Source organism: Microbacterium ulmi (genome assembly GCF_011759705.1).
GTDB classification, from domain to species: domain Bacteria; phylum Actinomycetota; class Actinomycetes; order Actinomycetales; family Microbacteriaceae; genus Microbacterium; species Microbacterium ulmi.
The window spans coordinates 617,152-642,205 of record NZ_JAAOZF010000001.1 but is presented as its reverse complement, the minus strand read 5'-3'; the positions used below and the strand labels follow the sequence as shown (position 1 = coordinate 642,205).

The window sequence follows — 25,054 nt, the reverse complement described above, 5'->3', positions numbered from 1 at the left end:
CATCAGCGACCTGTGAGATTAGTCAACGACTAGCGCACGAGCGGGACCACCTCGGACACTGACACGTTGTCCGCGGGCTCCCCCAACAACCGCAAGTAGTTTGAGCCCCCCGCGGCGCGGACGAGGAGTTCGAACGGACGGCCAGCCGCCTCCTGATGGGCCCACGCTAGTGCTCCTTCAACATCCTCAGCGGCAAGTTCCCAATCATCGACCATCCAGGACAAGCGAGCACTCCGTGGCGCCGTCCAGATTCGGACTCGGTACAGACCGGGAGCATCGTCGATCGTGATATCCGGCTCACGCAATTCCGCGTGCATGCAATCATCCCCAATCGACCTGACGGTGTCACCATTCCATGCTGCGCAACGCGGGTCAAACGAACACATATCGTAGCTAGATTCGCACGCTGACCGGCATGGCGACAATGACCTTCACTACCTCCGGGGAGGCCGGATGCGGGCTTCAGGAGGCGGAACCGCTCGAGTAGAGAGCGGATCGCCCCTCCGGTCCGCCGGTCGAACGTGTCGCGCTGCTCCCGGTGCCGCAGACCGTGGGCGGTAGCCGGACTGCTCACGAGGCAGTCTCCTGCCCGTCCGCGGATAGCACCTTGCCGCCGCGATTGCGCAGCTCGCGGCATCGACAGCGCATCCGCGCGAACGTGCGATCGACGAACATCGCGGGCGGGTGACGGGCTGACCGCTAACGGCCGGCCGGGACGCGCGGCACGGAGACCGCGCGCTGAAAGAACAGTGGGCGACATCCGTCGCCCACTGGGGAGCCGCTAAGCGGCGCTGACCAAGAGCCCCAAGGGTCGAGCCGGGGAAACGGGAGGGGAGAGCGATGGAGAGCACGAGCACCGTAGACCTGGCAACTCTGTGGCCTGCCGCACAGCGCGTGATCGAGAAGACCGGCACAGTCGACCGAGCGACCAACGCGAGCGTGCGCCGCGAATGGGCCGCGATCGACGTCGAACTCACCAGACTGGGCATCCCCACCTACGACCGCCACGGGCCCTCCGGCCCCGGCCGCGCCTGGTGGACAGCGCAGAACCAGGACGGTCGGATCATCGGCATCTGGGTCGAGTCCTACGAAGAAGCCGTCATCGAACTGGCAGTCGGCTTCAAGTCACCCATCGCCTGGTGCGCCGCAGCGCTCCTGCCCGACTGGGTGCAGGGCGTCGCCCGGTGGAACCCCATGACGTGGGCCGTCGAGCTCGGCCGGGGCGGGCTCTCGGGCTCGTACCCCGCCGAAGGCTGGTGGCAGCTGGGCGGTCTCCTGCTCCTCGCGGCCCTCGCCTTCACGTGGGCGGTGCGCTCGATCCGGGCGTATCAGCGCTCGATCTGACGCTCCGGCCCAGAATCGCGTCGCCGGTCCGGGCGGGTTCAGGCCAGCGCGTCGACGATCGGGCGGAACTTCACTCGCGTCTCGATGAGTTCGGCATCCGGGTCGCTGCCCGCGACGATCCCGGCGCCCGCGTGGGCTGTGACCGGGATCGTGTCGGAATACGCTGCGAACCGCCGGGCGGGTGGCGCGCCGATCTGCGCGCAGCGCAGCGCGATGGCCCACTCGCCGTCGCCGTTCGCGTCGACCCAGCCGACGGGCCCTGCGTACCGGCCGCGGTCGAACGGCTCGATGCGGCGGATGACCTCGATCGCGACATCCGTCGGGGTGCCGGCCACGGCCGCCGTGGGATGCAGCGCCGCGACGAGGTCGAGCGCGGACGCGTGGTCGAGCAGGTCGCCCTCGACATCCGTCGCGAGATGCCACAGGTTCGGAAGCTCGAGCGTGAACGGCTCGGTGTCGGCGCGCAGCTCGCTCGTGAACGGCGCGAGGGCGTCGACGACGCTGCGGACGGCGTAGCGGTGCTCGTCGAGGTTCTTGCCGCTGTGCGCGAGGGTGTCGGATGCCGCGACGTCGTCGCCCGCGTCGGTTCCACGCGGGATCGTGCCGGCGAGCACGCGCGCCGTGACGGTCCCGTCCGAGACCGTCACGAGGGTCTCGGGACTCGCGCCGACGAGCCCGTCGACGGCGAACGTCCACGTGTCGGGATAGTCGGTCGACAGGGCTCGCGCGAGGCGGCGCAGATCGGCTCCCGCGGGGACGGTCCCCACGACGTCGCGCGCGAGCACGACCTTGTCGAGTTCGCCGGCCGAGATCGCGGCAAGGCCCTGGCGGACGGCGTCGACGTACCCCTCGGCGTCGAGGGCGCCGGGACCGAGCGTGCCCGACCAGTACGGGCCGTACGGCGTGGACGCGAAGGCCGGCCTCTCGTCGGCGACGACGGCGCCGAGCGAGCGGATGCGCGTCACCCACGAGCGTCCGTCGCGGCGGCCGACGATGAGCGGCGGCACCGTCAGAAGGCTCGAGCGCTCGGAACGGGGGTCGAACGTGAACGCGCCGAACGCGACGAGCCCCGTGCCCGGCAGGCGCACGTCGTCGTCGATCTCGGCCGCTCCGGCGAAGAGCCGCCAGAGCTCGGAGTGCGTCGGCCACGTCGTTCCTCCGGGGGCGGCGGGCATGTCGCCGCCGCGCGGAATCGAGAGGACGGGCCTGCCGAGCCCCACGATCCCGTCCCCGCGGCGCAGCCAGGCGAGGGGCGTGTCCGCCGATGTGTGGAGCAGGAGATCGTCGATCGCGTCGACCTCCCTCGTCTCGGCCACCAGGCGCGGCGGGCGAGGAGGATCGGTCATCCCTTAAGCCTAGACTCGCGAGGGTGACCGTCGAACCCGTCCGTCCGGCGCCCGGTACGCGCCTCCTGTTCCGCTGGCGCAAGTGGGACGGCTCGCCGCATTGGCTGCACGAATGCGTCTACCTCGGCGCCGACTCCTGGGGCGACTGGTTCGGGCAGCTCCCCGGGTGGTCGAGCGCGCGGCCCGGCCGCGAGCTCGACGTCGCACACGCCAACGTCACGCTTCTGCCGCCGTCGGGCGAGTGGGTCTACACGGCCAACGCGGCGCCGTACCACACGCCGATCTACATCGATCTCGCATGGGACGTGCGGTGGGAGGGCGCCGAGCCGACCGGCATCGACATGGACCTCGACGTCGTCGACCGGCTCGACACCGGCGTGTACATCGAGGACCGCGACGAGTGGGACGAGCACCGCGTGCACTTCGGGTACCCGCTCGAGATCGTCGACCGCCTCGAGGCCGTCGCGATCGATCTCGAGCGCCGGGTCGCGGCATCCGAGCCGCCGTTCGACGAGGCGACCTCGCGGCGGTGGTTCGCTCGCCTCGCCGAGCTCACGGGCGCCCCCGCCTAGACTCGACAGAGTGACCGAGCACGAGCCCAACCGCGCCGACCTCCACAAAGACCCGTCGCGCGTGAGCGGCATGTTCGACGAGGTCGCCGAGGGCTACGACCGCACGAACACGGTGCTGAGCCTCGGAAACGACAGGCTGTGGCGGGTCGCGACGACACGGGCGGTCGCCCCGCGGCCGGGTCAGCGCATCCTCGATCTCGCCGCGGGCACCGGAGCGAGCTCCGTGAGCCTGGCCCGCAGCGGCGCGGACGTGGTCGCGGCCGACTTCTCGCCCGGCATGATCGCGGAGGGGCGACGCAGGCACCGCGGCATCCCGAACCTGTCCTTCACCGAGGCCGATGCGACCTCTCTTCCGTTCGGCGACGCCGAGTTCGACACCGTCACGATGTCGTTCGGGCTGCGCAATGTCAACGACCCCGACAAGGCGCTGCGCGAGCTGCTGCGCGTCACGAAGCCGGGCGGGCGCCTGGTCGTGTGCGAGTTCTCGCACCCGCCGTCGAGGGCGTTCGGCGGGCTCTACCGCTTCTACAACGATCGCGTCCTCCCCGTCGTCGCCAAGGCGGTCAGCTCCAACGCGGAGGCCTACGACTACCTCAACGAGTCGATCCGCGACTGGCCCGATCAGCGCACGCTGTCGGCGCGCATCCGCGCGGCGGGATGGACGGATGTCGCGTACCGCAACCTCTCGTTCGGCATCGTGGCCGTGCACCGTGCGACGAAGCCGAACGCGTGAGCGGGCGGGTCGCGAGTGCGCCCCGGTAGGCTTGTCGTCGTGACTCCCTCAGCGCCGGGACCGCGCATCGCGCGGAAGCTGGGCCTCACCGACCGCGTCTTCGCGGGACCGAGGTCGCGGCGGCTGCTCGCGACCGTCGAGAAGGGGCTCGCCCGCGTCGACGCGAACCTCGAGAAGGAGCTGCGCGTCACAGACGCCCTCGCCGACGCGACGAGCCGCTATCTGTACGACGCGGGCGGCAAGCGCATCCGTCCCATGCTCGCGCTGCTGACCTCTCAGCTCGGAGACGGCATCAGCGACGCCGTCGTCGACGGTGCGACCGCGCTCGAGCTCACGCATCTCGGATCGTTGTACCACGACGACGTCATGGACGAGGCCGACCGGCGCCGCGGCGTTCCCGCCGCGCACGCCGTGTGGGGCAACAGCGTCGCGATCCTGACGGGCGACCTGCTCTTCTCGCGCGCGAGCCAGATCATGGCCCGCCACGGCGACCGCGCCATGCGGCTGCAGGCCGACACGTTCGAACGGCTCGTGCTGGGCCAGATGCACGAGACCGTGGGGCCGCACGAAGGCGACGACGCCGTCGCCTTCTACCTGCAGGTGCTCTCCGACAAGACCGGCTCGCTCATCGCCGCGGCGGCGCAGGCCGGGGTCATCTTCTCCAACGCCGATCCCGCGTACGAGCCGGCCATGGTCGTCTTCGGCGAGAAGGCGGGCGTCGCCTTCCAGCTGCTCGACGACGTCATCGATCTGTCCGCCGATCCCGACGAGACGGGCAAGGTCCCCGGCACCGACCTGCGCGCGGGCGTGCCGACGATGCCGTACCTGCTGCTGGGGCAGCGGACGGATGCCGCATCCGTCGACCTGCGCGAGCGCATCGACGCCGGGGTGCGCCGCATCTCCGACGGCGCCGACGCCGGCATCCTCGACGGACCGCTCGCCGAGCTGCGCGAGCACGGGGCCACGCAGGCGACGCTCGACCTCGCGAACGCGTGGTCCAGCGATGCCATCGCGGCGCTCGCCCCGCTTCCGGACGGACCCGTCCGCGAGGCCCTCACGCGCTTCGCACAAGCGGTCGCCGACCGCTCCAGCTGACTGTTCGCACCACGGCGCGGTCGTGACGCGACTGGCCTGCGCCTCGAAAGGACCATCCATGACCAAGCTCAGACTCGCCATCGTCGGAGCGGGGCCCGCAGGCATCTACGCGGCCGACATCCTGCTGAAGGCCGAGCGCAAGTTCGACGTCTCGATCGACCTGTTCGAGCAGCTTCCCGCGCCGTACGGCCTCGTCCGGTATGGCGTCGCGCCCGACCACCCGCGCATCAAGGGCATCATCACGGCTCTGCGCGAAGTGCTCGACCGCGGCGACATCCGCATCTTCGGCAACGTCCGATTCGGCCGCGACATCACGCTCGACGACCTCAAGCACCACTATCACGCCGTCATCTTCTCGACGGGGGCGATCCGCGACTCGGGGCTCGACATCCCCGGCATCGACGCCGTTGGCAGCTACGGCGCGGCGGACTTCGTGAGCTGGTTCGACGGGCACCCCGACGTACCGCGCGAGTGGCCGCTGGAGGCCGAGTCGGTCGCCGTGATCGGCAACGGCAACGTCGCGCTCGACATCACCCGCATGCTCGCGAAGCACGCGGACGACCTCCTGCCGACCGAGATCCCCGCGAACGTCTACGAAGGGCTCAAGGCGTCCCCGGTCACGGACGTGCACGTGTTCGGCCGCCGCGGTCCCGCGCAGGTCAAGTTCACGCCGCTCGAGCTGCGCGAGCTCGGCGAGCTGCGCGACGTCGACATGGTCGTGTACGACGAGGACTTCGACTACGACGAGGCGTCGAAGGACGCCATCGCGAGCAACAAGCAGGTCATGGTGATCGACCGCATCCTGCAGTCGTGGCGCAAGCGCCCCTCCGCCAACAACGCGGGGGGCGAGGCGTCCCGCCGCCTGCACCTGCACTTCTACGCGAAGCCCCTCGAGGTCGTGAAGGACGCCGAAGGCCGCGTCGCGGCGCTGCGCTGGGAGCGCACGCGCCCCGACGGCCAGGGCGGCGTGCTCGGCACGGGCGAGATCCGCGAACTGCCCATCCAGGCGCTCTATCGCGCCGTCGGGTACTTCGGCTCGCCGCTTCCCGGCGTGCCCTTCGACGAGCACCACGGCGTCATCCCCAATCACGAGGGTCAGGTCATCAGGCGCGAGTCGAACGAGCGCGTGCCCGGCATCTACGCGACGGGATGGATCAAGCGCGGCCCCGTCGGCCTCATCGGCCACACGAAGTCCGACGCGATGGAGACGATCAGCCACGTCATCAACGACCAGGGGTCGTGGTGGGAGCCGGCAGACCCTTCGGCCGAGGCGATCCCCGCGCTCCTCGCGTCGCGCGGCGTCGCCTGGACCGATCTCGAGGGCTGGCACCGTCTCGACGAGCACGAGATCTCCCTCGGAGAGCCGCACGGCCGCGCCCGTGTCAAGGTCGTGCCTCGCGACGAGATGGTGAGGATCTCGCGCGGCGAGTGACCCCGCGCCCGCATCTAGGCTGAGCGCATGAGCTGCGCGCGCAGGCAGGACATCGCCGGCCGGCCCGGTGCGGGCGGATGAGCGACGGCTGGACCCCCGATCTGCTGGGAGAGCCGTTCGAGCAGCAGACGCTCGAGCTGGCACCGGATGCCGAGGGCGAGGTCGTCGCGACGCTCGTGCGCAGCATCCCGTCGTGGATCGGCCGCCTCGCGCGGCCGCTCCCCGACGTCGACGTGCTGTACGTTCACGGCTGGTCGGACTACTTCTTCCAGACCGGGCTCGCGAGGTTCTGGAACGGCCTCGGCGCGGACTTCTACGCGCTCGATCTGCGCAAGTACGGCCGGAGCCTTCGCGAGGGCCAGACGCCCGGATACGTCGGGAGCCTCGACGACTACGACGACGACATCGCCGTGGCGCTCGCGGTCATGGGACACGCCCCGGATGCCGCATCCTCTCGCCGGCTCGTGCTCCTCGGCCACTCGACGGGCGGGCTCACGCTCGCGCTGTGGGCGGCGCGGCATCCCGGCGTCGCGTCGGCGCTCGTGCTGAACAGCCCGTGGCTCGAGCTGCAGCTCGGTGCGATCGGGCGGCAGGCGCTCGCGCCCCTCGTCGGGATGAGGGCGCGGTTCGATCCGCTCGGGCCGCACCCGGCGGTCGACCTCGGGTTCTACACCCGCGCGCAGGTCGAGATCGGCTCGCTGCCCGTGCCGGGGTATCACGACCAGTGGCGGCCCGAGCGCGGCTTCCCGACCCACCCCGGCTGGCTCGCCGCGATCCTCGCGGGCCACCGCCGCGTCTCGGCCGGCATCGACGTCGGATGCCCTGCGCTCGTGCTCCTGTCGACGCGCTCGACGATGCCCGTGACCTGGTCGGACGACATGACCTCGTCCGACTCGGTGCTCGCCGTCGACGACATCGCGCGCGCCGCGACCCGCATCGGCCGGCTCGTGACCGTCGCCCGGATCGACGGCGCGATCCACGACGTCTTCCTCTCTCGCCCCGAGCCGCGGGCCGAGGCCTACGACGTGCTGCGCGCCTGGATCGAGGCAGTCGCGGCGAACGCGCGCTGACCCCGCGAGGGCGCCGGGATCGAGGCAGTCGCGGCGAACGCGTGCTGACCCCGCAAGCGCGCCTGGGTCGAGGCAGTCGCGGCGAACGCGTGCTGACCCCCGAGCTCTCCGGGCGGGTTCCCCGTGGCTCGACGGCGGTCACGCGACGCGTCCGTCTCCTCGTCAGGCGCGTTCGACGGGCAGCCACAGCTCGCAGGTCGCCGTGCCGAAGTCGGGCGAGCGGTCGAGCACGGCCACGATCGAGGGACCGGGCCGCAGCCGCCAGGGATTCGACGGGAACCAGTCGCTCGCCGTCGCGGCCCAGGTCGACTGCAGCGCCGCGGGGTGGGCGCCGCTCGTGCGGAACACGGCCCAGGAGCCGGCCGAGACCTCGATCGCATCGAAGTCGTCGGGCACCGGCGTGCGCTCGCCGACGGCGACGCCGTGCAGGTACGTCAGCTCGCTCCCTTCCGTGTAGTCGGGGTCGCCGTCGTCCATGACCTGGAGGATGCCTCCCGGCTCCGTGTCGCTGAGCGCCTTCAGCCGGGCGTGCTCTGCCGCAGGCAGAGAGGCGATGTGCGCCTGGATGTGCGGGTTGACCCCTTCGTGGAGGAGCGGCACGCGGGCGGCGTGGCCGATGAGTCGGAATGCCGGTCGCTCTGCGATGCGGGTGTCCATGGTCGTGTTCCCTTCGACGGTCAGGCGGAACCTGAGCTGCGGTTGAGTGCGAAGGGGGCCGCCGTGCCGGCGAACGTCACCCGGGCTCACGCCGTGCACGGCCCGGAACGCACGGCCGAACGCCTCTGTCGAGCCGTACCCGTAGCGCACCGCGATGTCGAGAAGGGCTTCTTCTCCGAGCACGTCGGATGCCGCGACGGTCATGCGCCGCCGCCGGACGTACTCCGACAGCGGCATCCCCGCCAGCGCCGAGAACATCCGGCGCACGTGGTACTCGGTCGTCCCGGCACCTCGAGCGAGGGCGGCGATGTCGATGTCGGCGGTGAGATGGTCCTCTACGACGTCGACGATCTGGTTCAGTGTCGCGATCACGGTGCTCCCTTCGACATCAAGGCTCGCCGACGGCGGCAGGCTCCACCCGATCATCCCGGTCCGATTCGATCGTCGACGGCCGGCAGAGGTGACGCACGAAGAAGCGCGCGGCGTTCTCGCCCGCATGCGGCCGGGATGCCCGTGTACCCGCCCCTGTCGGCGCGCAGCGTCTTCTCCGCGGAGCCGGAGGCGTCGAACAGGTCGAGGGCGAGCCGACGGTCGTCTCCCTCGTCGTCGACGGGCCCGATCATGAAGACCCGGTGCCGGCCCTCGCGGATTCCGACGCCGACCGCGAAGAGCCCCGCTACCGGTAGTTGACGAACTGCAGGTCGACGTCGAGATCGGCGGCCTTCAGGATGCGGATGACCTCCTGCAGGTCGTCGCGGCTCTTGGACTGCACGCGCAGCTCGTCGCCCTGGATCTGCGACTTGACCGACTTCGGCGCCTCGTCGCGGATGATCTTGCCGATCTTCTTCGCGTTCTCCTGTGAGATGCCGTCCTTGATCGACGAGACGAGGCGGAACTCCTTGCCGCTCGCGGCGGGCTCTCCTGTCTCGAGGCTCTTGAGCGAGATGCCGCGCTTGATGAGCTTGGTCTGGAACACGTCGAGGACGGCCTTCGCGCGCTCCTCGCTGTTCGCCTTGATGAGGATCTGCTCGCCGCTCCACTCGATGGAGGCGCCCGTCCCCTTGAAGTCGTAGCGCTGCTCGACCTCCTTGCGGGCCTGGTTGAGCGCGTTGTCGGCCTCCTGGTGGTCGACCTTGCTGACGATGTCGAAGGAGGAATCTGCCATGACCGCGAGTCTAGCCGCGCCGCTGCGACGTTCCACGGGAGACGCGGGATGCCGCATCCGACCGCGCCTGCAAGCGCTTGCAGATCTCACCCCGACGCTCCCCGTGCTCACGTGCGTCCAGGTCACGGAAATGTCTCGATCTTCGGCGCCAGGTATTGCATCCGTGGTGATGCGTGGTAACAATGTAAGCGCTTGCAGGATTCTGTGAGCGGAAGAACGGCCTTCACGGTGACTCACCGGCCCCGAAGGTCGGACCCTCCACATCGCACTTGAGAGAGGCACACCGATGAAGGTGAACAAGAAGGGCGCCGTCGGCCTGACCGCGCTCATCGCGGGCAGCATGCTCGCGCTCGCGGGCTGCGCAGGCGGCGGTTCGAGCACCCCGACCGATACGGGATCCGCCGGCACGCTCACGGTCTGGGTCGACGACAACCGTGCCAAGGCGCTCAAGGACGTCGTCGCGCAGTTCGAGGAGGAGAAGGGCGTCGACGTCAACCTCGTCATCAAGGACAACGCGAAGATCCGCGACGACTTCACCGCACAGGTCCCCACCGGCAAGGGCCCCGACATCACGATCGGCGCGCACGACTGGCTCGGCGCCTTCGTGCAGGACGGCCTCGTCGCCCCGATCGAGCTCGGCGACAAGGCCGCGGACTTCCGCGACGTCGCCGTACAGGCGTTCACGCTCAACGGCCAGGTCTACGGCCTGCCGTACGCGACGGAGAACATCGCGCTCATGCGCAACGCCGACCTCGTGTCCGAGGCGCCGACATCCTTCGACGACATGATCGCCAAGGGCACGGCCGCCGGCACGAAGTACCCCTTCGTCGTCGGCCTCGACCCGGCCAACGCCGACCCCTACCACCTGTATCCGTTCCAGACGTCGTTCGGCAACTCGGTCTTCGCGCAGAACGCGGACGGCTCGTTCGACGGAACGCAGCTCACGATCGGCGACGAGGCGGGCCAGAACTTCGCCACGTGGCTGGGCGCGCAGGGCGCGGCAGGCACGATCAACCTCAACCTGACGCAGGACCTCTCCAAGGAGGCGTTCAACTCGGGTGAGTCGCCCTTCATCCTGACGGGTCCCTGGAACGTCGCCGACGCCGAGGCCAAGGGGATCAACATCGCGATCGACCCGATCCCTTCGGCCGGCGGCGAGACGGCCGCGCCGTTCGTGGGCGTGCAGGGCTTCTACCTCAGCGCCAAGTCGACGAACACGCTCCTGGCCAACGAGTTCCTCGTGAACTACCTCGCCACCCCCGACGTGCAGTACGCGCTGTACGAGGCAGGCGACCGTCCCCCGGCCAACACGGAGGCGTACGAGAAGGCGTCGTCCGACCCGATCATCCAGGGCTTCGGCGAGGTCGGCACCAACGGCGTGCCGCAGCCGAGCATCCCTGAGATGGGCAGCGTGTGGGAGTTCTGGGGCGTCGCGGAGGCCGCGATCATCAAGGGCGCCGACCCGGTCGCCACCTGGACGAAGATGGCGGCCGACATCCAGGCCAAGATCGACGGCTGATCCATCCGCGAAGGGGCGGCGCCGCTGCGGCGTCGCCCCTTCGCGACCGGCGCCTATCCGGCGCCCCTCTTCCCTACTAGCCTCACTCACGACGAGACCCCTAGACAGGAGCGTCAACGATGACGGGACCCACGCTCGAGACCGAGAGGTCCGCGCCGGAGACGATCGCCCAGTCACGACGCGGCAGACGCGCGCTCGCCTACGCCGAGGCCGCCTCCGCGGGTTGGAAGGTCTGGCTCGTCAAGATCGTCTCGCTCGCGGTCATCGACGCCGCCGCGATCTTCGCCATCCTCCTGCTCGTCCAGGACGGCCAGTGGCTCGTGCCGCTCCTGATCGCGGTCGGCGTCATCGCCGTCAACGTCGTGTACCTCAAGCCGGGGCTCCTGCCGGCGAAGTATCTGACCCCGGGAATCGTCTTCCTCCTGATCTTCCAGATCTTCGTCGTCCTCTACACGATCTACATCGCGTTCACGAACTACGGCTCGGGGCACAACTCCGACAAGGACGACGCCGTCAGCGCGCTGCTCCTCCAGGCGCAGACGCGCGTGCCGGACTCGCCCGCGTACCCCGTCTCGATCCTGGAGCAGAACGGCGAGTTCTTCCTCCTCACGACCGATCCCGAGACGGGCGACTTCGTCGTGGGCGGCCAGGAGCAGCCGCTCGAGCCGGTCGACGGCGCCACGGCGACCGGCGCTCCCGGCTTCACGACGCTGGACTTCGGCCAGATCGTCGCGAACCAGTCCGCCATCTCGTCGCTGACCGTGCCGATCTCGGACGACCTCAACGACGGAACGCTGCGCACGACGGACGGCTCCAACGCCTACCTGTTCACCTCGACCCTCGAGTGGGACCCGGGCGCCGACACGATGACCGACACCGCGACGGGCGTCGTGTACCGCGACCTCGGCACAGGCGCCTTCACCGCCGACGACGGCACTCAGCTGCTTCCCGGCTGGGTCGTCCCCGTCGGCTTCGACAACTTCGTGCGGGCGTTCACGAACCCCGACATCCGCGGTCCGTTCCTGTACGTGACGGTGTGGACCTTCGCCTTCGCGGTCCTGTCCGTCGCGACCACGTTCATCCTCGGCCTGTTCCTCGCGATCGTGTTCAACGATCCGCGCATGAGAAGCAGGAAGTACTACCGCGTGATCATGATCCTGCCGTACGCGTTCCCCGGGTTCCTCTCGGCACTCGTGTGGGCGGGCATGTTCAACCAGGACTTCGGCTTCATCAACGAGGTGCTGCTCGGCGGGGCGTCGATCCCGTGGCTGCAGGATCCCTTCCTCGCGAAGATCGCGATCCTGCTGGTCAACCTGTGGCTCGGCTTCCCCTACATGTTCCTCGTGACGACCGGCGCGCTCCAGTCGATCCCCGACGACATCATGGAGGCGTCGCGCGTCGACGGGGCCAGCATCTGGCAGCAGTTCCGCCTCATCAAGTTCCCGCTGCTGCTGGTGGCCGTCGCACCGCTGCTGATCTCGTCGTTCGCGTTCAACTTCAACAACTTCAACCTGATCTACATGCTGACCGGCGGCGGCCCGCGCTTCACGGATGCGCCGATCAACGTCGGGCAGACCGACATCCTGATCTCGATGGTGTACAAGGTGGCCTTCATCGGCGGCCAGCGCGACTTCGGTCTTGCGAGCGCGTTCTCGATCATCATCTTCCTGCTCGTGGCGACGATCTCGTACATCGCCTTCCGCCAGACCAAGGTCCTCGAGGAGCTGAACTGACATGAGCCTTCAAGAGCCCATCGTCCCCGGCGGCGTCCCGGAGGACGCCCGGAGCCGAGACACCCGCGGGAGCGCCGTGATGTTCGGCGAGGCGACGGTCGACGGATTCGACGCGAGCACGCACGTGAGCGGGGGAGACCCCGGCGCGCCGGCACCACGCCGTCCCTTCCGCAAGTACTTCCGCGAGACCGGATGGCGCCACCTCGTCGGCATCGTCATGCTGGTCTTCGCCGGGTTCCCGCTGCTGTACGTGCTGTCGGCGTCGCTCAATCCCGGCGGCACGCTCCTCACGGCGAACGGACTGTTCCGCACGCTGAGCCTCGACAGCTACGTCGAGCTGTTCCAGAATCCGAGCCAGCCGTATGCCGCGTGGTGGGTGAACTCTCTCGTGATCGGGGTTGCCACGGCGCTCGGCACCGTGTTCCTCGGCGCACTCGCGGCGTACTCCTTCTCGCGCATGAGGTTCACGGGGCGCAGGTTCGGGCTGCTCACGCTGCTGCTCGTTCAGATGTTCCCGCAGCTGCTGGCCTTCGTCGCGATCTTCCTCCTCATGTCGGCCATCGCCGACATCTTCCCCGCGCTCGGCATCAACACGCAGATCGGCCTGATCATGGTCTATCTGGGCGGCGCCCTCGGTGTGAACACGTATCTCATGTACGGGTTCTTCAACACGGTGCCCGCCTCGATCGACGAGGCGGCAAAGATCGACGGCGCGGGGCACGCGCGGATCTTCTTCACGATCATCCTGCGCCTGGTCGCCCCCATCCTCGCGGTCGTCGGCCTGCTCTCCTTCCTCGCGACCTTCGGCGAGTTCGTCATCGCGAGCGTGCTGCTGATCGACCCCTCGCGTCAGACTCTCGCGGTGGGCCTCTACCAGTTCGTCTCGAGCCAGACGCAGCAGAACTGGAGCGTGTTCAGCGCCGGCGCCGTGCTCGCGGCGATCCTGCCGATGGCGCTGTTCCTCAGCATCCAGCGGTACATCGCCGGCGGGCTGACGGCGGGTGCCGTCAAGTAGCCGGATGCCGCGCCCGATCCGCCGCCTCGCCCTCGCGGCCGCGGGTGCGCTCGCGGCATCCCTCGCGCTCGGCGGATGCAGCGCGACGATCGGCACGGTGGAGGTCGGGCCGCCCGACGTAGGAGTGCAGCTGTTCCAGCTGCCGTGGACGACGGTGGCGCAGGAGTGCGAGCAGAACCTGGGGCCTGCGGGGTTCGCCTGGGTGCTCGTGTCTCCCGCGCAGGAGAGCGTCACGGGCGACGAGTGGTGGACGTCGTACCAGCCGGTCAGCTACCGCGTCGAGTCGCGCCTCGGCACCCGCGCGGAGTTCGCCGACATGACGGCGCGCTGCCGTGAGGCGGGCGTCGCCGTCATCGCCGACGCCGTCGTCAACCACATGACGGGTCAGGATGCCGCGGGCACCGGCTGGGCGGGCAGCGCATACGACCACTACTCGTACCCGGGCCTCTACGCCCCCGAGGACTTCCACCACTGCGGGCTCACGCCGAACGACGACATCGCCGACTACGGCTCGCGCGAGCAGGTGCAGACGTGCGAGCTCGTGAACCTCGCCGACCTCGACACGTCGAGCCCCGCCGTGCGCGAGCGCATCGGCGCGTACCTCGACGATCTGCTCTCGCTCGGCGTCGCGGGCGTGCGCATCGATGCGGCGAAGCACATCGCCGCGGCCGACGTCGCCGCGATCGTCGGCGGCCTGCCGGCGGGCACACGCATCCTGAGCGAGGTGATCCGCGGGGGCGGCGAGCCCGTCCAACCCGAGGAGTACACGTCCTTCGGCGAGGTGTTCGAGTTCACGTACGCGCGCGACCTCGCGCCGCAGCTGCGCGCGGGGGTGCTCACGGATCCCGACCTCTCCGGCGAGCGTCCCCTGCACGTGCCGTCCGACCGTGCCGTCGTGTTCGTCGACAACCACGACACCGAGCGCGGGGAGGCCGGCGTCACGTACCGCGACGGCGACCTCTACGCCATGGCGAACGCGCTCATGCTCGCCGACGACTTCGGCACGCCCGTCGTGTACTCGGGCTATGCCTTCACCGACCGCGACGCGGGAGCCCCCGTCGATGCGGACGGCCGCGTCGTCGCTCCGGTGTGCGCGGCCGGGGATGCCGAGGTCTCGGCGCTCGCCGACGGCGACCGCACCTGCGTCCACGCGTGGACCGCGATCCGCGGGATGCTCGAGTGGCGGCGGGTGGCGGCATCCGCCCCCCGGCTCCCCGGCGTCGACGACGGCGACGCGTACGGCTTCGAGCGCGAGGGCCGCGCGGTCGTGGCCGTCAACCCCGGAGCCGACGAGGAGAGGCTCGCGGTGCCGACGACCCTCCCGGACGGCAGGTACTGCGACGTCGTGCGGGCCGGGCCCGTCGTCGCCGACACCGCGCCGGGCTGCGCCGACGACGAGACCGTCGAGGTCGCGGGGGGATCGGCATCCTTCGCCCTCGCCCCCGGGCAGACCTCCGCGATCCATTCGCTCGCCCGCTTGCCCTGACCCCGACCCCGACTGGGAGACTTCCACCATGAGCGCACTCCTCCCGCATCACGACGGCTCGACTCTGTACGTCTCGAATCTCGCTCCGCAGCTGGGCGAGACGGTGCGCGTGCGGCTGCGCGTGCCCGAGAGGTACGGCCCGCTCGTCGCCGTGCGCACGCGCTCGAACCCCGACCACGAGCCCGAGTGGACGGATGCCGCGTCCCTCGGCGTCGCGGACGGCTGGGAGTGGTGGGAGGCGCCCGTCACGGTGCACAACCCCCGCCACGGGTACCGTTGGGTGCTGCAGCATGCCGACGGCCGCGTCGAGTGGCTCAACCAGTCCGGCATCCACACGATCGAGACGCTGGACGCCGAGGACTTCGCCCTCGTCGCGCATCCCGCACCGCCGGCATGGCTGTACGACGCCGTCATGTACCAGGTCTTCCCCGACCGCTTCGCCCGATCGGCGCAGGCGGATGCGCATCCGACGCCGGGCTGGGCCATCGCGGCCGAATGGACCGACCCCGTCGATCCCGTCAACCCGGGCCGCTCGCAGCAGTTCTACGGCGGCGACCTCGACGGAGTGCGTGAGAGGCTCGACCACCTGATCGACCTCGGGGTGAACCTGCTGTATCTGACCCCCGTCTTCCCCGCCGAGTCCAACCACCGCTACAACGCGACGAGCTTCCACGACGTCGACCCGCTCCTCGGTGGCGACGACGCGTTCGTCCGGCTCGTCGAGGCGGCGCACGAGCGCGGCATCCGGGTCATCGGAGACCTCACGAGCAATCACTCCGGCGACACGCACGAGTGGTTCCTCGCGGCCTACGGCCACCCCGGCGCGCCGGAGGAGGAGTTCTACTACTTCACCGACGACGGCAACACGGAGTACGAGTCGTGGCTCGGCTACGAGAGCCTGCCCAAGTTCAACTGGGCCTCGCACGAGCTGCGCCGCCGGTTCATCGAAGGCGCCGGCTCCGTCGTCGCGAAGTGGCTCGAGCCGCCGTACTCGACCGACGGATGGCGCATCGACGTCGCGAACATGACGGGACGCCTCGGAGCGGTCGACCTCAACGCCGACGTGCGCCGGCTGCTGCGCCGGACGATGCTCGAGATCAACCCCGACACGATCCTGCTGGGCGAGTCGACGAACGACGCCGTGAGCGACCTGCAGGGGGACGGCTGGCACGGCGCCATGACGTACCCGTCGTTCACGCGGCCCGTGTGGGGATGGCTGAGCGAGCCCGAAGGAACGCCGTATCTGACGTACGACGGCGAGACCGAGACGGAGCCGTGGTTCTTCACGCAGCCGATCGGCGGCATCCCGCGGTACACGGCGCGGCAGTTCGTGGACGCCGTCGTGCGGTTCACGGCCGGCATCCCGTGGCGTGTGCGGCTGGGCAACATGCAGCCGCTCGACACGCACGACACGGCGCGCTTCGCGACCAACGCGGCGCCCGGGACGATCCCCGTCGCCGTGGGGCTGTCGATGACGCTCCCGGGCCTTCCCGTCGTCTTCGCGGGCGACGAGTTCGGGCTCACGGGGGCCGACGGCGAGTCGAGCCGCACGCCCATGCCGTGGGGCACGGAGGACGAGCCTGCGACGGCCGAGCGCCTCGCGCTGTACCGGGACCTCGTGGGCCTTCGCCGCGCGCATCCCGCCCTCGCCACGGGAGGTCTGCGCTGGCTGCACGTCGACGACGAGACCGTCGTGTTCGTGCGCGAGAGCGCGGACGAGAGCGTGCTCGTGCTCGCGACGCGCGGAGACGCCGACGTCGAGCTGCCCCCAGGGTCGCTGCCCCGTGCGGCCGAGGGGGTCGACGTCTTCGGCGACGCCATGCTCGCGACCGCCCCCGACGGCGCCGCCGTCCTCTCGGCCGAGGGTCCCGCGTTCGCCGTGTGGACGCTGCCGGGGGTCGCGATCCCGGCTCCTGCCGTGTGAGGGCGCGGGCGCGTGCGTCGCACGAGCCGACGGATGCCGCGGCATCCGGCCCGTCCCTCGGGCTCACGCCTCCGCCCCGCGGACGGCGGATGGGCCTGTGCCGGTCGGCGCACGGTTCGTAGACTGGCCTGCAGACGGCGAGGAGGTCGCATGCGCCCGTTGACCGAGGACGATGTCCGCGCATCATTCGTGAACGCCGGAGACGATGACGTGCGGCTCGTCGCACTTCCGGCCGATTTCATGCTGACCGACTGGGACCACCTGGACTTCCTCGCATGGCGGGATCCGCGCTCCCGAGGCCGCGCGTATCTCATCGCCGAAGTGGGCGGGCGGGCCACGGGCATCGTGCTGCGCGCCGCCGAGGGCACGTCCCGCGCGCGTTCCGCGATGTGCAACCTGTGCCACACGATGCAGCCCGCGGACCAGGTCGCGCTGTTCACGGCGCGAAAGGCGGGCATCGCGGGCAGCCACGGCGACAGCGTCGGCACGTACATCTGCGCCGATCTGTCGTGCCACGAGAACGTCCGGCTCGCGGCGCCGCTCGCGCCGAGCGAGGTGCGCGCGAGCGTGGATCGCCGCATCGATGGAACGCGCCGTCGCACGGAGACGTTCGTCGCACGCGTGCTCGACGCAGCGGACGCGAGAGGCGGCAGGGCGTGACGCCGCAGGTCGTCGTCATAGGAGACGCCCTCATCGACGAGGTGCGCGACGGCAGGGGCGTGAGGGAGTTCGTCGGCGGAGCCGCGCTCAACGTCGCCGTCGGGCTCGCGCGTCTGGGCGTGCCTGCGACGCTCATCGCCATGGTGGGCGACGACGAGGCGGGAGCGCACATCCGCGAGTACCTCTCCGACTTCGGCGTCGAGCTCGTGGCGACGTCGGCCCCGTACGGATCGTCGCGAGCGGTCAGCACGCGTTCGGGAGGGGGCGAGCCCGTGTACGAGTTCAACGAGGCGGCGAAGGCGCGCCGGATCCGGTTCGGAGCGGCGGAGCACACCGCGATGACGGATGCCGCGATGGTCGTCGTGAGCTGCTTCCCCTTCGACGACATCGCCCAGACCCGGGAGCTCGCCGAGGCTGTCGAGGCGGTGCGTGCTCCCCTCGTCGTCGATCCCAACCCCCGAACCGGGATGCTCGCCGATCGCGCCGAGTTCGTGCGCGGGTTCGAGGAGCTCGCGGGCGGGGCGGCCCTCGTGAAGGTCGGCGAGGATGACGCGCGGCTCCTCTACGGCGAGCCGCTGGACGCCCTGCGCGCGCGGCTCATCGACCTCGGCGCGGGAGCCGTCCTCGCGACGCAGGGCGCCGACGGCGCGACGATAGAGACCGGGGACGACGTCGTGACACGACCCGTCTCGGATCTGCCCGGGCGCATCGTCGACACGATGGGAGCAGGCGACGCCGCGCTCGCCGCGACGGTCGCCGAGCTTCTGCAGGGTCTGCCGCGAGACGCCGATGCGTGGGGTGCCGTGCTGCAGCGGGCGATGGACGTCGCGGCCGCGACGTGCCGCTTCGAAGGGGCGCTCCTGCGCCTGCCGTCTGCGGTCGAGGGGATGGATCTCGACAGGCTCGGGACGTGATCGGAGCGCCCTCGCGGCACGATTTTTCGATGACCGCGCCAAGACGGTAGGATTGCTGATCGCGCCTCTGGTCGACTGGAAAAGCCGGGCGGGTGCGCATTAGGCGAGTTACCCAAGCGGCCAAAGGGATCTGACTGTAAATCAGCCGGCGTAGCCTTCGGGGGTTCGAATCCCTCACTCGCCACCGAACGAGGAAGGGCACCCGCGAGGGTGCCCTTCCTCGTTCGCCGCGGACCGCGGGTCGAGCGCGGCCGCCACGCAGCGGGGTCGTACGCCGATCGGCGCGGGCGCGGCATCCCCTCCTCCACAGGGCCGCAGGATGCTGCATCCTCGCCTCCTGCGGGCGCCCTCGCGCCGTGCGGGGCGGAGCGTGTCAGGATGGGCGTGCCACGAGAGAGGAACGCCCATGACTGAGGCGCAATATCACCAGCAGCCGGCGCCGGCATCCGAGTCGAGACTCCTGCGCGTCGCGATCTGGGTCGCGATCGGCGCGCTCATCGCCGCGGCGATCGTCTGCGTCGTCTGGGTGCTGGCCGGCTCGCAGAACGGCATCATCGGGCGGGCCTTCCTCACGATCCTGCTCCTGGCCGGGTTCGCGGGAGTCGCGCTGCTCGACGCGCACCTCGCGGCCCGGCGCCCGCCGTGGTTCGCCCTGTCGAGCATGGTCACCTGGGTCGTCATCCTCCTCATCGGCGCGTTCCTGATCTGGATGCCCGAGCGCTGGTTCGGCTACGGGTTCGGCCGGTTCATGGCGTTCCTCATGATCGTGCTCATCCTGCAGCTCGCGCTCCTTCACATCCGCCTCTACGTGCGGGCCTATCAGCGGCACGTCACGCCCTTCACGACCGCCGTCACCGTGACGACGGCGGTGCTGGTCGTGGTTCTCGCGTTCATGCTCGTGGTGCCGCTCGCGTTCAACGAGTTCTTCAGCTTCACCGACACGTACTGGCGCTGGGTCGTGGCGATCGCGATCCTCGCGGCGGTCGGCACGGCGCTCGTCCCGCTCGTGAACGCCCTCTTCGCGCCGAGGAGGCCTCGCGAGGCCGTCGCCGCATATGGCGCGGCATACGGCTCAGCACCTCAGGGGTGGCCGACGTACGCCGACGGCGTGACGCCTCTTCCCGTGCTGGGCGACGGCAGCCCCGACTGGAATGCGTACTACACGGGGTATCCGTCGTCGACGTCGCAGGCGATCGCACCCGTCGCGCCCGTCGCGATCCCCGGGGCGCCGCCCGCGGGCTGGGGGCACCCCGCACAGCAGCCGTGGGGCGAGCAGTCCGACCACGCCGGCTGGGCCGGCTCCGACCCGCAGTCGTGGCCGGCGCCCACCCAGCCGTACGGAACGGCCGATCCGGCGCAGCAGCCGTGGGTCGACCCCGCTCAGCAGGGATGGCAGGCTCCGCAGCAGCCGTGGGGCGACCCGTCCCCGCAGTCGTGGGAAGATCCCTCGCAGCAGTGGGCGGATGCCGCGACCCCGCGGCCCTGGGGAGACCCGTCGGCATGGAATGACCCCGCCGCTCCGCCGGCTCCTCCCGTCCCGCCCGGTTACGCGGGGTATCCGCCGCCCCCGCCGCTGCCTCCGCAGCAGTAGCACGCGACACATCCCGAGAGGCCGCCGCACGCGGCCTCTCGGCGTTTCTGCCGGTGCACGCCCGGAACGACGCTCAGCCGAGCAGCTCGAGGGCGGCCATCGCGGCACTGTGGCCGCCGAGACCGCTCACGGCGCCACCGCGGCGCGAGCCCGATCCGCACATGAGGACTCGCTCGTGCCGGGTCGCCACGCCCCACCGTTCCGCGGGCGTCTCGAGGGGTTCGTCGTCCCCCGCCCACGGCCAGGACAGCGGGCCGTGGAAGATGTCCCCGCCGACCATCCCGAGCGACTCCTCGAGGTCGGCGGTCGTGCGCGCCTCGACGCACGGCGTGCCGTCCGGCGCTTCGAAGAGGACGTCGGCGATCGGCTCGGCGAGCACCGAGTCGAGCGAGCGCTCGGCGGCTGCGAGCAGCGCGGAGCGCGCGGCATCCTGATCCCTGTCCTTCACGAGCCGATGCGGCACATGCAGACCGAACAGGGTGAGCGTCTGCGCACCCGATGCGCGCAGCTCCGGCCCGAGGATCGTGGGATCCGTGAGCGAATGGCAGTAGATCTCGGCGGGAAGCGGATCGGGGAGGTCGCCGCCCGCGGCGCGGGCGAAGCCCGCGTCGAGCTGGGTCAGCGTCTCGTTGATGTGGAACGTCCCCGCGAACGCCGCGTCGGGCTCGACCGTCGCGTCGCGCAGACGCGGGAGACGCCGAAGGAGCATGTTGACCTTCAGCTGCGCGCCCTCGGGGCGAGCTGCGACGGCCTCGCCCGCCCCGCCCGCATCGAGGAGCGCGTCCAGCACGGCAGGACCGACCCCGCTCAGCACGAGTCGCGCGCCGAGCGTCGCGCCGTCGACCGTGAGCTCGCCGTCGGGGCTGATCGCCGTCACGTCTGCGTCGGTGCGCATGTGGGCGCCGGCATCCCGTGCCGCGCGTTCGAGCTCCGCCGACACGCGACCCATGCCGCCGACCGGGACGTCCCAGTCGCCTGTGCCGCCGCCGATCACGTGGTACAGGAAGCAGCGGTTCTGCCGGAGGCTCTCGTCGTCGGACGACGCGAACGTGCCGATGAGCCCGTCCGTCAAGGCGATGCCGCGAGCGAGGTCGGTCGCGAGTGCGGACCGCAGCATGCCGCCGAGGGGACGCTCGACGAGCTCGTCCCACAGCGCATCGTCGTCGAGCCTCGCGCGCACGTCCGACCGTCGGCGCAGCGGCTCGGTCGTCGTGGGGAAGAGGAGCCGCGCGACGGGTGAGATGCGGTCGTAGAACGCCGCGAATCGCGCGGCCTCGAGCGGGTCGCCCGTCGCGCGGAGGAAGGATGCCGCGGTGGCTGCGGCATCCCGCGTGTCGACGAGGATTCCGCGCGCGGGATCGGCCGGATCGGGGGTGTAGGAGGAGTACCGGCGGCGGGTGAGCCGGATGCGCAGGCCCAGGTCGTCGATGATCGTGCGGGGGAGGAGGCTCACGAGGTAGGAGTACCGCGAGAGTCGCGCGTCGACGCCGGCCCACGGCTTCTCCGAGACCGCCGCGCCGCCGAGATGGGGAAGGCGCTCGAGCACGACGACGCGCCTTCCCGCCTTCGCGAGGTAGGCCGCGGCGACGAGCGCGTTGTGCCCGCCGCCCACGATGGCGACGTCGTACACGGGGGAGGGGATGCCGGAGCTCACACGCCCACGCTAACCCGGGCGGGACCGGCGCGACGGGCGATAGCGTGGACGCGTGGCGCTCGCACAGGAACTGAAGGCTCTGGCAATCGAGATCGCGCAGGAGGCGGGCGAGCTGGCCCGACGTCGACGGACGGAGGGCGTCGAGATCGCGGCGACGAAGTCCGCCATCGCGGACATCGTGACGCAGGCCGATCGCGAGGTCGAAGCGCTCATCCGCGCACGGCTCGCGGCGGCACGCCCCGACGACGGGTTCCTCGGAGAGGAGTCCGGCGCAGAGCTCGGCACGAGCGGTGTCACGTGGGTCGTCGACCCCATCGACGGCACCGTCAACTACGCGTACGGCATCCCTACGTACGCCGTCAGCATCGCAGCCGTCGTCGGCGGGGCCGATCCGCAGGAATGGGATGCCGTCGCCGGCGTCGTCTTCAACGCTGCGATCGGCGAGCTCTTCCACGCGGCGAAGGGCGGCGGGGCATGGCTCGGAGACCGCGCGCTCGCCGTCAACCCGGAGCCGACGGCCGCGGGCGCGCTGCTCGCGACGGGCTTCGGATACGACCCCGCGACGCACGCAGGAGACCTCGCGCGCATCGCGCGGGTCATGCCGATGGCGCGCGACATCCGCCGGATCGGCGCGGCATCCCTCGACCTCGCCTTCGTCGCGGCCGGGCGCCTCGACGGCTACTTCGAGCGGGGGCTGCAGCCGTGGGATCACGCGGCCGGCGCCCTTCTCGTCCGCGAGGCAGGCGGACTGGTGGGGGGCCTCCCAGGCGGACGGCCAGGCAATGCCATGACGGTCGCCGCCGGGCACGGGCTGTTCGACGAGCTGCTCGCGGCGGCCGTGGCATGACCCGGCTGATATATCGGGGAAGGATCCCGCGTCTGCGAGAACTCTCAGGAATCCGGGGGTAGTGTTTACCCGTTCGTTACCTTCGCCGCCCGAAAGGCGCGGGTGATCATAGATTCATGCCCGACCGTCGCGACCCGACGCGACACGACTGAGAGCCCCCCTGCGTCTTGACGTTTGATGCCCCCCAGGCTGACGGTGCGCCCACGCGCCGGTCGAGCCGCTCCTCCGCCGCGCACAGCGCGGCGTCGACGGAGCCGACGGGCTCGCGCGCGGAGCTGCGCCGACGGTCGAGCGAGGGTGCTCCGGCACGTCCTGCCGTCGTCTGGGGACGTCCGGCTCCGGCTCCGGATGCCGCGACCTCGGCGCTCGCCGGGGCTCGTATGCCTGGTGCGGATGAGTCCACCGAGGCTCGGCACAGCCCGCCGGCCGCCGTGCCGCCGATCGCGCAGGACGTCGTGATCCTCGCGGCGCAGGCGGCAGCGGTGAGAGACCAGGGTGGGGTCCCGACCTCGACGTCCGGTCCTGCCGCGTCGGCGGATGCTCGGCCCGCGGTGACCTCCGCCGTGACCCCCGCCGCTCCGCGACCGAGCCGCCGAGCCGCCCGTGCGCAGCGTGCCGCGACGGGGCAGCAGCCGGTCATCGCGGATGCCCCGGTCGCCGCGCAAGCCCCGGTCGTCGCGGATGCCCCGGTCGCCGCGCAAGCCCCGGTCGTCGCGGATGCCCCGGTCGCCGCGCACGCACCCGTCATGGCTGCGTCGCCCACCGAGTCGCATGCGCCCGTCGCGGACATGCCCGTCGTAGAGGCGCCTCCTCTCCTGGACGACGTCGTGGACGAGCCGAACCCGGTCATCGACGTCATCCCCGCGGTCGCACCCGCCGCGGAGACCTCAGCGCCCGTCGTGGTCGCGCCCGCGATGGACCCCGTGCGGGACTCCGCCGAGGACTTCGAGCTGATCGAGCCCGCAGACTCCGAGCTCGCGATCGACGAGGCCGAACAGCTCGTCGAGGGCGCGGCGAGGGAGCAGACGCCGGCCGCGGCATCCGATGTCGATGCGTTCGAGGCCGCAGCCCGGCTCTTCTCCTTCACGGGCGAGACGCCTGTTCAGGCCGAGGCGGCCGAGGCGGAGGCATCCGAAGACGCCGTCGACGCCGAGGGTCCCGAGCCCGTCGCTGCCGCGCACGTCGCCCCCCGTCGGTCGCGAGCCGGTCGCGTCGGCGCGCTCAAGCGTGTCGCCACGACATCCTTCTCGATCGGCGTCGTAGGAATCGTCGGCCTCTTGGCGGTCGGGATGACGACGCCTGCCCAGGCGGTCGCGGCCGTCAACGGCGTGACGTCCGACATCACGGCTCGATCCGCGGGGGTCATCACGGCGGCGAGCGGGGTCGAGATCGATCCCGACGAGATGCAGGTGTACGTCGCGCCGGCCGAGATCCAGAACGCGACTCTCGACCGGACCGAGAACTACGCGACGGTGTCGGTCGCGGAGGTCGCCTCAGAGCTCGGCATCTCGAACCCGTCGAACTTCTACGTCAACGACCCGAACGCGGCGATCCAGTGGCCCTTCGCGGTGGGTGTCGGCATCACGTTCGGCTTCGGCATGCGCGACGGCCAGATGCACCAGGGCGCCGACTTCGTGCCGGGCAACGGATCGCACGTGCAGGCGATCGCCGACGGCGTCGTGCGCATCTCGACCGACAGCGGCGGCGCATTCGGCGTCACGGTCGTCATCGACCACATCATCGACGGTCAGCTCATCTCGAGCCGCTACGCCCACATGCAGGTCGGCTCCCGTCAGGTGTCGGTCGGCCAGCACGTGACGGTCGGAACGTTCCTCGGCCGGACCGGCAACACGGGTCGCTCGTTCGGTGCGCACACGCACGTCGAGATCCTCAAGAACGGCACGACTCCGATCGACCCGATCGCATGGTTCCGCGCCAACGCCGGGCGCGATTCGCTCGGCTGAGCGCTTCCCTCGATTCAGCGGGATGCCGCGGCTCTGGTATCCTCGTCTAGTTGCCCGTATGCGGGCGATACGCCCCGATAGCTCAGTGGCAGAGCACTTCCATGGTAAGGAAGGGGTCGTCAGTTCAATCCTGACTCGGGGCTCGCAGCAGAAGGAGTCTCGGCTCCGGACGCGTCGCGGCAGGGTAGCTCAGCTGGTGAGAGCGCACGACTCATAATCGTGAGGTCGCGGGTTCAAGCCCCGCTCCTGCTACGAAGAAGACGCCCCCTCGGGGGGCGTCTTCTTCGTTTCCGGGGCTGTCGTCGTGAACCCGCCTGCGGGCGGTCCCGCTCC

Annotated in this window: 21 protein-coding genes and 3 tRNA genes; 19 read left to right on the top strand and 5 right to left on the bottom strand. The window is 70.6% G+C overall.

Annotated features, from left to right (window positions below; genetic code table 11):
- Positions 1–840: 840 nt before the first annotated feature.
- A complete protein-coding gene (locus FHS08_RS16590) occupies positions 841–1,344 on the top strand; it encodes a hypothetical protein (RefSeq protein WP_208382191.1) in 504 nt (167 codons plus the stop codon).
- A gap of 38 nt (positions 1,345–1,382) precedes the next feature.
- Here the strand turns inward: FHS08_RS16590 and FHS08_RS03045 are convergent, their stop codons facing one another.
- A complete protein-coding gene (locus tag FHS08_RS03045) occupies positions 1,383–2,690 on the bottom strand; it encodes an isochorismate synthase (protein ID WP_167035340.1) in 1,308 nt (435 codons plus the stop codon).
- A 23-nt stretch (positions 2,691–2,713) separates the two neighbouring features.
- Here FHS08_RS03045 and FHS08_RS03040 point away from each other — a divergent pair, with 23 nt between their 5' ends.
- The 5 genes from FHS08_RS03040 (at position 2,714) to FHS08_RS03020 (ending at position 7,592) form a co-directional block, all read left to right on the top strand.
- Positions 2,714–3,262 (top strand): DUF402 domain-containing protein, encoded by a 549-nt coding sequence (locus FHS08_RS03040; protein ID WP_167035338.1) that lies wholly within the window; start codon positions 2,714–2,716, stop codon positions 3,260–3,262.
- A gap of 10 nt (positions 3,263–3,272) precedes the next feature.
- Positions 3,273–3,995 (top strand): demethylmenaquinone methyltransferase, encoded by a 723-nt coding sequence (locus FHS08_RS03035; protein ID WP_167035336.1) that lies wholly within the window; start codon positions 3,273–3,275, stop codon positions 3,993–3,995.
- Between the two features lie 39 nt (positions 3,996–4,034).
- The gene (locus FHS08_RS03030; RefSeq protein WP_167035334.1) at positions 4,035–5,090 is read left to right on the top strand and encodes a polyprenyl synthetase family protein; all 1,056 of its coding nucleotides are present in this window, start codon (positions 4,035–4,037) and stop codon (positions 5,088–5,090) included.
- 58 nt (positions 5,091–5,148) lie between these two features.
- Positions 5,149–6,522 carry an FAD-dependent oxidoreductase gene (locus FHS08_RS03025; RefSeq protein WP_167035332.1) on the top strand — a complete coding sequence of 458 codons (1,374 nt, stop codon included), beginning with the start codon at positions 5,149–5,151 and terminating at the stop codon, positions 6,520–6,522.
- 77 nt (positions 6,523–6,599) lie between these two features.
- Positions 6,600–7,592 (top strand): alpha/beta hydrolase, encoded by a 993-nt coding sequence (locus tag FHS08_RS03020; RefSeq protein ID WP_167035330.1) that lies wholly within the window; start codon positions 6,600–6,602, stop codon positions 7,590–7,592.
- A 162-nt stretch (positions 7,593–7,754) separates the two neighbouring features.
- Here the strand turns inward: FHS08_RS03020 and FHS08_RS03015 are convergent, their stop codons facing one another.
- The 3 genes from FHS08_RS03015 to FHS08_RS03005 are packed head-to-tail and all read right to left on the bottom strand — an operon-like array spanning position 7,755 to position 9,414.
- A complete protein-coding gene (locus FHS08_RS03015; RefSeq protein ID WP_167035328.1) occupies positions 7,755–8,621 on the bottom strand; it encodes a GyrI-like domain-containing protein in 867 nt (288 codons plus the stop codon).
- Positions 8,622–8,671: 50 nt separating this feature from the next.
- On the bottom strand, positions 8,672–8,872 hold the full coding sequence (locus FHS08_RS03010; RefSeq protein ID WP_243847206.1) for a hypothetical protein: 201 nt from the start codon (positions 8,870–8,872) through the stop codon (positions 8,672–8,674).
- A 53-nt stretch (positions 8,873–8,925) separates the two neighbouring features.
- Positions 8,926–9,414, bottom strand: a complete 489-nt coding sequence (locus FHS08_RS03005; protein WP_167035326.1) for a YajQ family cyclic di-GMP-binding protein — start codon at positions 9,412–9,414, stop codon at positions 8,926–8,928.
- Between the two features lie 286 nt (positions 9,415–9,700).
- Between FHS08_RS03005 and FHS08_RS03000 the strand changes: the two genes are divergently transcribed.
- The 9 genes from FHS08_RS03000 to FHS08_RS02960 all read left to right on the top strand — a co-directional run bounded on the left by FHS08_RS03000 (position 9,701) and on the right by FHS08_RS02960 (position 20,256).
- Positions 9,701–10,933 (top strand): sugar ABC transporter substrate-binding protein, encoded by a 1,233-nt coding sequence (locus tag FHS08_RS03000; RefSeq protein WP_167035324.1) that lies wholly within the window; start codon positions 9,701–9,703, stop codon positions 10,931–10,933.
- 119 nt (positions 10,934–11,052) lie between these two features.
- Entirely contained in the window at positions 11,053–12,666 is a 1,614-nt protein-coding gene (locus FHS08_RS02995; protein WP_167035322.1) for an ABC transporter permease subunit, read from the top strand.
- A gap of 79 nt (positions 12,667–12,745) precedes the next feature.
- Positions 12,746–13,681, top strand: a complete 936-nt coding sequence (locus FHS08_RS02990; RefSeq protein ID WP_167039553.1) for a sugar ABC transporter permease — start codon at positions 12,746–12,748, stop codon at positions 13,679–13,681.
- Positions 13,682–13,685: 4 nt separating this feature from the next.
- On the top strand, positions 13,686–15,167 hold the full coding sequence (locus FHS08_RS02985) for an alpha-amylase (RefSeq protein ID WP_167035320.1): 1,482 nt from the start codon (positions 13,686–13,688) through the stop codon (positions 15,165–15,167).
- Between the two features lie 28 nt (positions 15,168–15,195).
- On the top strand, positions 15,196–17,091 hold the full coding sequence (locus FHS08_RS02980) for a glycoside hydrolase family 13 protein (RefSeq protein WP_167035318.1): 1,896 nt from the start codon (positions 15,196–15,198) through the stop codon (positions 17,089–17,091).
- Positions 17,092–17,241: 150 nt separating this feature from the next.
- Positions 17,242–17,751, top strand: a complete 510-nt coding sequence (locus tag FHS08_RS02975) for an FBP domain-containing protein (protein ID WP_167035316.1) — start codon at positions 17,242–17,244, stop codon at positions 17,749–17,751.
- Positions 17,748–18,665 (top strand): PfkB family carbohydrate kinase, encoded by a 918-nt coding sequence (locus FHS08_RS02970; RefSeq protein WP_167035314.1) that lies wholly within the window; start codon positions 17,748–17,750, stop codon positions 18,663–18,665. The genes FHS08_RS02975 and FHS08_RS02970 overlap by 4 nt, the downstream gene beginning before the upstream one ends.
- 102 nt (positions 18,666–18,767) lie before the next feature.
- A tRNA-Tyr gene (locus FHS08_RS02965) sits at positions 18,768–18,849 on the top strand.
- A 222-nt stretch (positions 18,850–19,071) separates the two neighbouring features.
- Positions 19,072–20,256, top strand: coding sequence for a chromosomal replication initiator protein DnaA (locus FHS08_RS02960; protein ID WP_167035312.1), 1,185 nt, complete (start codon positions 19,072–19,074; stop codon positions 20,254–20,256).
- Positions 20,257–20,329: 73 nt separating this feature from the next.
- Here FHS08_RS02960 and FHS08_RS02955 read toward each other — a convergent pair whose 3' ends face one another.
- Positions 20,330–21,910, bottom strand: a complete 1,581-nt coding sequence (locus tag FHS08_RS02955; protein WP_170283210.1) for an NAD(P)-binding protein — start codon at positions 21,908–21,910, stop codon at positions 20,330–20,332.
- Between the two features lie 52 nt (positions 21,911–21,962).
- Between FHS08_RS02955 and FHS08_RS02950 the strand changes: the two genes are divergently transcribed.
- The 4 genes from FHS08_RS02950 to FHS08_RS02935 all read left to right on the top strand — a co-directional run bounded on the left by FHS08_RS02950 (position 21,963) and on the right by FHS08_RS02935 (position 24,973).
- Positions 21,963–22,757 (top strand): inositol monophosphatase family protein, encoded by a 795-nt coding sequence (locus FHS08_RS02950; RefSeq protein ID WP_167035310.1) that lies wholly within the window; start codon positions 21,963–21,965, stop codon positions 22,755–22,757.
- Positions 22,758–23,137: 380 nt separating this feature from the next.
- A complete protein-coding gene (locus FHS08_RS17065; protein ID WP_167035308.1) occupies positions 23,138–24,721 on the top strand; it encodes a M23 family metallopeptidase in 1,584 nt (527 codons plus the stop codon).
- Positions 24,722–24,792: 71 nt separating this feature from the next.
- Positions 24,793–24,864: transfer RNA gene (locus FHS08_RS02940), tRNA-Thr, on the top strand.
- Positions 24,865–24,899: 35 nt separating this feature from the next.
- Positions 24,900–24,973 (top strand) — tRNA-Met (locus tag FHS08_RS02935).
- Positions 24,974–25,054 lie beyond the last annotated feature (81 nt).